Annotated in this window: 6 protein-coding genes; 4 read left to right on the top strand and 2 right to left on the bottom strand. The window is 43.0% G+C overall.

The window, feature by feature from the left end; all coding sequences use genetic code 11:
• Both prsK and prsR read left to right on the top strand, forming a co-directional pair.
• The coding region (gene prsK / locus A3756_RS08030) for an XrtA/PEP-CTERM system histidine kinase PrsK (protein ID WP_156490362.1) at positions 1-1,437 on the top strand (1,437 nt) is incomplete at its 5' end.
• A gap of 51 nt (positions 1,438-1,488) precedes the next feature.
• Positions 1,489-2,847, top strand: coding sequence for a PEP-CTERM-box response regulator transcription factor (gene prsR, locus A3756_RS08025; protein WP_082865148.1), 1,359 nt, complete (start codon positions 1,489-1,491; stop codon positions 2,845-2,847).
• Between the two features lie 64 nt (positions 2,848-2,911).
• Here prsR and A3756_RS08020 read toward each other — a convergent pair whose 3' ends face one another.
• Positions 2,912-5,533, bottom strand: coding sequence for a tetratricopeptide repeat protein (locus tag A3756_RS08020; protein WP_068515276.1), 2,622 nt, complete (start codon positions 5,531-5,533; stop codon positions 2,912-2,914).
• Between the two features lie 79 nt (positions 5,534-5,612).
• Entirely contained in the window at positions 5,613-6,209 is a 597-nt protein-coding gene (gene cysC, locus A3756_RS08015; RefSeq protein ID WP_068515286.1) for an adenylyl-sulfate kinase, read from the bottom strand.
• 222 nt (positions 6,210-6,431) lie between these two features.
• Here cysC and xrt point away from each other — a divergent pair, with 222 nt between their 5' ends.
• Positions 6,432-7,931 (top strand): exosortase, encoded by a 1,500-nt coding sequence (gene xrt, locus A3756_RS08010; protein ID WP_068515288.1) that lies wholly within the window; start codon positions 6,432-6,434, stop codon positions 7,929-7,931.
• A gap of 3 nt (positions 7,932-7,934) precedes the next feature.
• Positions 7,935-9,661, top strand: a 1,727-nt coding sequence (gene asnB, locus A3756_RS08005) for an asparagine synthase (glutamine-hydrolyzing) (RefSeq protein ID WP_068553276.1), incomplete at its 3' end; no start/stop codon positions are given.

Genomic DNA, 9,661 nt, shown 5'->3' with positions numbered 1-9,661 from the left:
ATCGCGTTGACTTTAATGAACAACCAAAAACAAGTCATCGGAATGCACGTCTCACGTCAAATGGCTTTCCATTCGACAACACTGGTGGTCGCCGGAATCTACCTTATCTTAATTTCTGCCGGTGGCTACTATATCAGTGTATTTGGTGGCACGTGGGGTGAAGCTCTACGAATACTGTTTATCGTAATCGGCCTAATAACATTAATACTTCTAATTAGCTCTCCAATTCTACGCGCACGTATAATGGTTTTTATTAGTAAGAATTTTTTCGACTATAAATACGACTATCGCGACGAATGGATCAAGAGTACACGCGCGCTTTCTGATACAGATACCTCCCACCCTCCATCACTACAGGCGATAAAAATCCTTGGCGACTTGGTCGGGAGCCAGTCGGGCGCGATCTGGATTAAAGACGAGGAAGGTTTATTCAAACCCAAAGCACAATACCACCTACCTGATGCAAAGTTCGGAGACATCGACCATCATTCCGAGCTAATAACCTTCTTCACCCAAAATGACTGGATCATCAACCTCGATGAATACATGCTAGACCCAAGCAAATATAAGCTGATCGAAATTCCGGAAAGCATGCTTCACCTCGAGCACCCATGGCTGATTCTGCCCCTTGGGGTCGGTGAAAACCTATCCGGATTAGTCTTGCTATGTGAACCCATCGCAACGATTGACCTAAACTGGGAGAATTACGACCTGTTGAAAATTGTTTCTCAGCAAGCATGTAGCTACATTGTTCAAAGTGACTCTCAGGAAAAGCTAGGTACTGCCATGCAGTTCGAAGCGGTAAATAAAGCATCTGCCTTTCTGGTTCATGATATAAAGACCATTATCGCGCAGCTATCTTTGCTCGTTAAGAATGCCGAAAAGCACAAATCCAACCCTGCTTTTGTTGACGATATGATTCGCACGACAAGCCATACAGTCGAGAAAATGGATCACCTGCTACAGCAAATTCATAATCCAAACCAGAACAATGAGGAAGCTTCCGTTGAGCTAGGTGAAATATTGCTAGAGATCTACCAAAGTCATAAAAAATCTAGCCCATCCCCGTCTTTAGAAGCACTTGAGCAGCCAATATGGATACATGCAGACAAAGAACAACTGCGTTCCGCAATAGGGCATATCGTTCAAAATGCCATAGATGCGACCGACAAAGCAGGAGAGGTCTCCATTGCCAGCAAGCAAACTTCCGAGCATATCTTTCTTTTTATACAAGACAGCGGCATTGGTATGAGCGAAGAGTTCATTCAGAACCAATTATTTAAGCCTNTTGAAAGTACCAAAGGCCTTACGGGTATGGGAATCGGCGTGTACCAAAGCCGTGAATATTTAAGAAAACTAGGCGGCACAATCAGCGTCACGAGCCAGATAGAAGTAGGCACCTGCTTCACCTTAAAAATTCCTCTGGCTAAAGGTTAATTCAAGGGTAAAATTTCAATGCTATTTCAAAGACTGTACGGGTAATTAAACGTGAAACGAAAACTTTTAATTGTAGAAGATGATCCTGGCCTACAAAGCCAAATGCGTTGGTGTTTTGAAGGCGTTGACGTACATCTCGCATCAGACAGGGAAGCTGCGTTGTCCATACTCCGTCGTGAAGAGCCACAAGTCGTGACACTGGATCTTGGACTACCTCCAGACCCAGGCGGTTCAAGCGAAGGCTTTCAAGCGCTCGAAGAGATACTAAGGCTAGCCCCAACAACAAAAGTAATCGTTGTTACTGGACGGGAGGAAAAAGAAAATGCTGTCAAAGCTGTTGGCTTGGGCGCAAGTGATTTTTTCCAAAAACCTTTAGATGCCGATATTCTTTCATTTATTGTTGATCGAGCCTTCCGCATGCATGAGCTGGAGAAGCAAAATCAAGAACTATCAACAGGCTCATCCTCATCACGCTTAGCGGGCATTATAGCGAGTAGCAGCAAGATGCTAGAAGTCTGTCGAATGATAGAAAAAATAGCACCTGCTGATGTGACGACCCTTTTATTAGGTGAAACCGGGACAGGAAAAGAAGTACTCGCGAAAGCAATTCATCAAGTTAGCCCAAGGCAAGATAACCCGTTTGTCGCTATTAACTGCGGAGCAATTCCTGAAAACCTGCTTGAAAGCGAGCTATTTGGACACGAGAAAGGTGCTTTTACTGGCGCAACCCAAACCAAACAAGGAAAGATTGAACTCGCAGATAGCGGCACTTTATTTCTTGATGAAATTGGCGACATGCCGATGCCGCTTCAAGTTAAGCTATTACGCTTCCTTCAGGAAAGAGTGATTGAAAGAGTTGGCGGCGTTAAACCGATACCCGTAGATGTTCGAGTTGTTTGCGCAACCCACCAGAATGTCCAACAACTCATTGACCAAAACTTATTCAGAGAGGATCTCTATTATCGAGTGAGTGAAATTTCTCTCAATATCCCCCCCATCAGGGAGCGTGACGGTGATGCGATTATCATTGCACAAGCTTTGCTTAAAACTTTCGCTCAACAAATGAACCGTCCGACATTAGCATTTAACGAAGATGCGATGCGAGCAATAAAGAGCTATGAATGGCCAGGTAATGTTCGAGAAATTATTAACAAAGTAAAGCGGGCAGTCATCATGGCTGATGATAAGCTTGTCACGAGCTCAGACCTTGAGCTGTCAAATGATGCTTGTGCGACTGAAGAGGCGCTTAATCTTCGCCAAATAAGAGACGCAGCAGAAAAAACGGCAATCACACAAGCTATTCATGCCGCACAGAATAATATGGCGCAAGCAGCTAGACTACTCGGAATTACTAGGCCGACACTCTATAACCTGACGGAAAAGTTTGGAATTAATACCCACGAGCAATAGCCCTATTCGCTACACTCATAGGAGTAAGAAAAAAGCCTGCTTCATGCAGGCTTTTTCTCAAGGGTTACTGCTTGGCTCGAGCAGCGTTTAAATGCTCTTCAATTTCTTCCATTTCCGGAGCGAGCTTATGTGCTTTCTCTAGATAAGGTAAGCCTTCAGAAACCTTCCCGTTATCAACGAGTACCCAACCATAACTATCAAGAACGGCTGGACTCTCCGGCGCTAAGTCTACAGCTTTAGCTAACAGCTCTAACGCCCTCGAATCTTTTTTCTCAAAATAGATCCACCCTAGATTATTCAGAGCCATGACGTTATTGGGCGCAATTTTCAGAACTTTTTCATAACCTTCAACCGCTTTTATACGTTGCCCCCGCTGCTGATAAGCTAAGGACTGATACATAAGCGCTGGGGTACTGTTAGGTAGCTTAACCAACCAATCTTGAAGGAACTTGTTTTGGGCAGGCTTATCACCCAAAACACCTAGCACTCGATATAGTTTTTCAGCTGTAGAATCTACGGGTGCATTTCCCCAGCTTTGCATCAATAGCTTACGCGCTGTTGAATAGTCATTCTTGGATAGCGCAATATCACCGCGCAATATGTTCACAACAGGGTGGCTATCATTAATAGCCTCTATTTGACCAAGTACTTTCTCAGCCTCATTAACACGTCCAGCCTTCAGCTCAAGATCAACTAAAAAAGACAATAAGCGCATATTATCCGGTTCACTCGTTAGAACCTCAGCGACTTTGGTACGCGCCGTAGCGAAATCGCTCTTACGCATTGCAATTAAGGCTTCAACATACTTAATTCCATCACCTAAACGCTTGGTTTTTCCATCTTCTCCGTGAGCCGCTTTCGCTTTTTCAAGATACGCTTTAGCATCCGATACATTCTGCTGTGAGATCGACTCCTGAATCAGTACATAATATGGCGCTAGCTGAGCATTACTATTTGCGAAGAACTCTAATTTACTACGTCCTTCGGCACCTTGATCTTCGATAAGATAAACAGATAGCAAACCTTTATAACCCAACTCACTTTCGGGGAACACCCGAATAATTTCATTAAACGTTTGCTTTGCTGAATCGCCTTTACTTAAAGATATCTCAGCTTTTCCTTTCGCAAACAAGGCATTTAGATAACCTTCACCTTCCTTGTTTACCTCTGCAGCCATAGTAAAACGTTTTAACGCTGTGGATATATTCCTTTGATTCAGCGAGAAGTAACCGGCTACTAAATTGGTCGCATAATCTCTTGGTTTAGCTTTCAACGCACTGGCGATAAATTCTTCAGCTTTCTTCGCTCCGTCATGACGCAAGTGGAAACTTACAATGCTTCTTAACAGTTGAAGATCTGAACTATCTAGCTTGTATGATTGATCTAGCTGTTGCCATTCTTTACCTTTATTCGCTCCTGGGCCACTACGGTAGTAATCTGCCAAAGCAAGGCGAACCCGAATATTCTTTTCATCAAACGACAAAGCTTTCAGAAGGGCATTCTCACCCTTTTTGTACTGACCATCAGATATTGCTGCTAAGCCATACAATGCAAGTGTTTCGGGCGCCTTACTGCGATCAATAGTAGGCTCAAGTATTTCTAGCACTTTCTTTGGCTCATTCATTTTCAGATTCGTCGCCGCATAAATGTGACGCGTCATCTCATTTGCGACTTCCGGATCAACACTTTCTGAAAGGTATTTAGAGGCTGCGGTATTATCTCCTTCCAAATAGCTAATAATACCTAGTAGCTGAGTCGCTAGCTTGTATGAGGGATAATCATTTAATATCTCGATCAAAGTTGCTTTAGACGCATCCAATTCGCCTGCTTGCATTTTCTCGACCGCAAGCTGATATTTCTCTTTTACTTCATTTGAACCCGGGAAGGCTTCGGATAACAGTTTGGTGTAAATATAGGCTTCGTTAGAACGGCCTTGGCGAGTCAAAACATAAGATAGCCGTTCTAATACAACGGCTTTTTCCGGCTCAATAATATCTGTATTATCCATAGTAGAAAGCAAATCGGTCAGAATATCTTCGGCCTGTTCCAGGTTCTGTTCACCAATTGCAATACCAGCCAATAGAATTCTTGCTTTACTAAAAGCCTTGGCACCCTTAGGTATGGAATTAAGCAAGCCTTTCGATTCTTTTACCTGGTTAGATCTTACTAAAGCAGTTGCTTTTCCTAGGGTAGCGAGGTCATTCCCTGCCTCGTCATTAAGAATTTTCTGATAGGCATTGACTGCTTGTTCAAGCTCGTTCAAACCTAACAAGTTATGCGCACGAAGCATTTGAAGCTCAACGCTATTGCCACTTAAGTGCTCATCCAGAACAAGCTCAGCAGATAAGTACTTGTGCTTACCTTGATAAGACTCAACCAGTGCGACATAGTAACTTTCATCCTTGTCGGTACTCACCTGCTCCAATAAGCTAAGCGCCGCGTCATATTGCCCTAATTTAATCAACATCTCGGCATATTGAACAATTGAAGAGGCTTCGCCACCCGACTTCTTCACCGCATTTTTATATTCAATTGTCGCGGCTTTATATTGACCTTGCTCGGCATAAGCTTTAGCTCTCGCTAGATGATTCGCGTTAAGCTCTTTCTGATCAGTTTCTCCGCAGGCAATCAACATACTTACTAATACAGCAGATATGAACAATCGCCCAACTTTATTAAACTTCATCCTTTAAACCCTATGATTAAAATTCCAGATTTTCACTGTAGCTAAGCTCTATATTCAAAGCAAGCCATTCTAGTGTTTGCTAGACATATCCACGCAAAACCAAGTAATCAAAAACTTCCTTTGCTGCACCTTCTATACTTAAAACACCCGCGTCAACCACGAGTTCAGGATCTTCGGGGGCTTCATATGTAGAGTCAATACCCGTAAAGTTTCGAATCTCTCCAGCCCTCGCCTTTTTATACAAACCTTTCGGGTCTCTCCGCTCACAAACACTAAGATCAGTACAAATATAAACCTCAATAAACTCCCCTATAGGGAAGAGCTTTCTCACCATTTGTCGATCTGAATTAAAAGGAGAAATAAACGCAGACTGGACAATCAAACCCGCATCGACAAAAAGTTTTCCTACCTCACCAATTCGTCTGATATTTTCAATTCGGTCTTGAGCAGAAAAACCCAGATCCTTCGTCAATCCATGCCTAACATTGTCACCGTCTAAAAGGTAGGTATGCTTACCTTTCTCGTAGAGCATCGCATCTAAGGCATTCGCGACACTAGACTTACCTGCACCACTAAGGCCGGTAAACCAGATCATGCAGGGCTTTTGATGTTTTTGCTTAGCACGGTCTTCTCTTTGGATTTGATGGTCGTGCCAGCGGATATTTGGGCTTTTCATAATTGAGGTCGTTTTAAGTTGTCTTATATGAGCAATATCGGTCGCGAAGTTACTATTAGTTACTTTTATATAGTTTTCACTAACCTTATTTTTCAGCTAAGCTTAACACCATTACAAAGCATTTTAATAACCTTAGCAGTTTTACAACTGTTTACCGCAACGAACGACTAAGCCGTTAACGACTCACGTACATTGCGGTACAGCTACACTTTGGATGAAGTTATGACACGGATCGCTAGGCAGCCTGTGCTGTGGTTAGCGGCAATTTTTGCCCTGTTGCTATGTTATCTAGGAACTTTCTACCCCAGCCGTTTAGTTCAACTTCATACTCACTGGACCACTGCTGGCGATTTGGATATGGGCTATATCCTTCTCGCTTTAAGCGCCTATTTTTCATATAAGAACCTTGGATCGAACAAAGTTCAACCGAACTATCTATTATTACCTGCTGTCATTCTTCTGACCGCCGGGTTTGTTTTATCTCAAGCTCTGGATATAAAAACACTGTTTTTTTTATGCCTTGCTTTATCGCTGCCCTTATTTAGCGCAATAGTTCTAGGCTTTGCAAGTACTCGTAATATTATCATTGCATGGAGTGTCGTCTTAATGGCGATGCCTTTCTGGTACCTGGCAATCCCTTTCTTACAAACACTGACTGTTAAAGTTGTTTCTTACCTTGCCTCCCTACTATCACTAACGGTACTTGTTGAAGGAAACTACTTTACCGTCACCACCGGCGTAGTTCATGTTGCTGGGGGCTGTTCAGGGTTAAAGTATTTTATGACGGCTTTGTCACTAGCATTGATTTCCTCAGCGTTTAATAGAAGACGTTTTCGTCATGCATTGATAAGCCTTGCGATTGCCGCAACACTTGCAATGATCGGAAACTGGATTCGGGTCTTCATTCTATTACTCATCGCCTATTATGAGGGCGTTAGCCACCCTTTAATGGAAGACCATGATACTTTAGGGTGGATTGTGTTCGGTGCCGTGATGCTTCCATGGTTTTTCATCGACCGCCACTTCGATGCAGAAGGCGAACAAGAGTCACCTGTAAAACAAGATACATCGCAGCCATTGAAACAACAAATTCTCTCGTTAACAGCTTGCACAGTTTTACTAATCATTTCCCAACTAGCACTTAGCCCACCAGAAAATAGAGAATACCAGGTAAGCCAACCTAAGCTACCAAAAACACTAAATGGCCTAACACTCGATACAACTCGAGCGACCAACTGGAAACCTCACTTTCCACAACCAACCAATTTAACGCGAGGCTTATACGGAGCCTTCGGAGACCAGCTCGACCTATACATCCTCACCTACCTAAACAATAGTAATGTAGAAATGGCCAATAGCCAGAACACAATATTTGATAAGAACAGATGGCAGCTAATCAATGATTATGCATGGACAAGTGATCTACACCCAAACGTAAGAATTCGTATCGCGCTTGCTAAAGCAGGAAGAACGCACCGAGTAGTATATTACTGGTATAAACATGGAGCGCAATTTGCAAATTCAATAGGATCAAGCAAGATAGCACAATTAAAAAAATCCTATCTTGATATCCATGAATCACAACTTGTTGCTCTCTCGAAAGAATGCAACCTGAAGTGTCAAAGTAACTTAACGCCAACTCAAGGTATGCTGGATACAATAATCCAGTTACACATACAATCAAATTCTGATATAAGTTCAAGCAGCGACATCGAGAGTTAACCTATGTGTGGAATAGCAGGTTTGTTTGGCCTCCCCCCGTTTGAAAAAGATCGCTATGCACTTGCCAAGCAAATGGCAGGACAATTACGCCATCGAGGCCCTGACGGACAAGCTTACTATCTAGATAGCCAAGCCTTATTGGTTCATACGCGTTTGAGCATCATCGATATTCAGGGTGGTGAGCAGCCTATTCATAATGAAGATAAATCAGTTTGGGTTAGTTTTAACGGCGAGATATACAACTTCCCTGAACTGCGAGAAGTATTAATTGCTAAAGGCCACCAATTTTATACCCATACCGACACCGAAGTTATCGTTCACCTTTACGAAGAATATGGCCTGGATTTTGTTAACCACTTAAACGGCCAGTTCGCAATAGCACTTTGGGATAAAAAACAACAACGAGCCGTTCTAACTCGTGACCGGGTAGGTATATCTCCACTATTTTATAGCCAGCAAGCACAATCACTCGCTTTTGCATCAGAAGTTAAAGCCATACTGTGTACACTTCCTTCAGCACCAAAACTAAACCTAAACTCTTTAGACCAAATACTTAGCTATTGGGCACCTGTCTCTCCTAACACAGCATTTGAGAATGTCTACGAGGTTAAACCAGGAGAGCAGGTTGTTTTTGAGAAAGGAAACTTAACGCGACGCCAATACTGGGATTATCCATTTTCATCTGGAACCGCCCCACACATAGTAGATGAAAAGATTGCAGCGCAGAAGGTATCTGAACTTCTAGAAGAAGCCGTTCGCATTCGTTTAAGGGCTGACGTCCCCGTTGGAGCCTATCTTTCGGGCGGCTTAGATTCATCGATCCTGGTTTCACTCATCAAACACCTGGATCACGGAGACCTCAGCACCTTTTCACTCACTTTCGAAGATGCTGACCTGGATGAAAGCAAGCACCAAAAAACCATGGTCGAACACTTAAACACCAGTCACTTTTCAACACAGTGCAAGTACAGCAATATTGCGGATGACTTCTTGGACTGCATAAAGCACACTGAAAGCCCTATTGTACGTACAGCGCCCATCCCTATGGGTCGCTTATCAGCCCTGGCTCGACAGCAAAACTACAAGGTAGTACTAACAGGAGAAGGAGCGGACGAAATATTCGGTGGTTATGACCTTTTTAAAGAAGCCAAACTTAGAGAGTTCTGGTCACGCCAGCCTGACTCATCCTGGCGCCCTTTATTAATCAAGCGCTTATATCCTTATTTAGATATGTCTCGTGACCGAGCCGGCTCCTTCTTGAAAGCTTTTTTTGGTGGAGGTGTAGACCAACCGAACCATCCTCTTTTCTCACATTTGCCAAGGATCGCATCAACTTCAAAAGCAAAAATTTTCTATAGTGACGCCTTATCATCAGAATTAAATGTTAATGCAGAGGAGAGACTTATCGCCTCATTACCAGATCGGTTTGATTCATGGAAGCCGTTCAATAAATCCTTATACCTTGAGAGTAAAACCTTGATGGCAGGTTACTTGCTCAACTCTCAAGGGGATAGAATGTTAATGAAAAACTCAGTTGAAGGTCGCTTCCCCTTTCTTGATCACAATGTGATTGAGTTCGCCAGCCAATTGCACCCAAAACTCAAGATGAAAGCGTTCAACGAAAAGTACATTCTAAAAAAAGCGATGCAAAATCGTTTGCCAAATACTATTGTCCAGCGTTATAAACAGCCTTATAGAGCACCTAACATACCATCCTTTTTTAGTGACAG

The organism is Oleiphilus sp. HI0086 (genome assembly GCF_001635225.1).
This window is presented reverse-complemented; position numbering and strand designations above follow the sequence as displayed.

Bases quoted from the DNA above. Each gene is read 5' to 3' on its own strand.
- cysC (WP_068515286.1), bottom strand. From the start codon at position 6,209: ATGAAAAGCCCAAATATCCGCTGGCACGACCATCAAATCCAAAGAGAA.
- A3756_RS08020 (WP_068515276.1), bottom strand. From the start codon at position 5,533: ATGAAGTTTAATAAAGTTGGGCGATTGTTCATATCTGCTGTATTAGTA.
- xrt (WP_068515288.1), top strand. From the start codon at position 6,432: ATGACACGGATCGCTAGGCAGCCTGTGCTGTGGTTAGCGGCAATTTTT.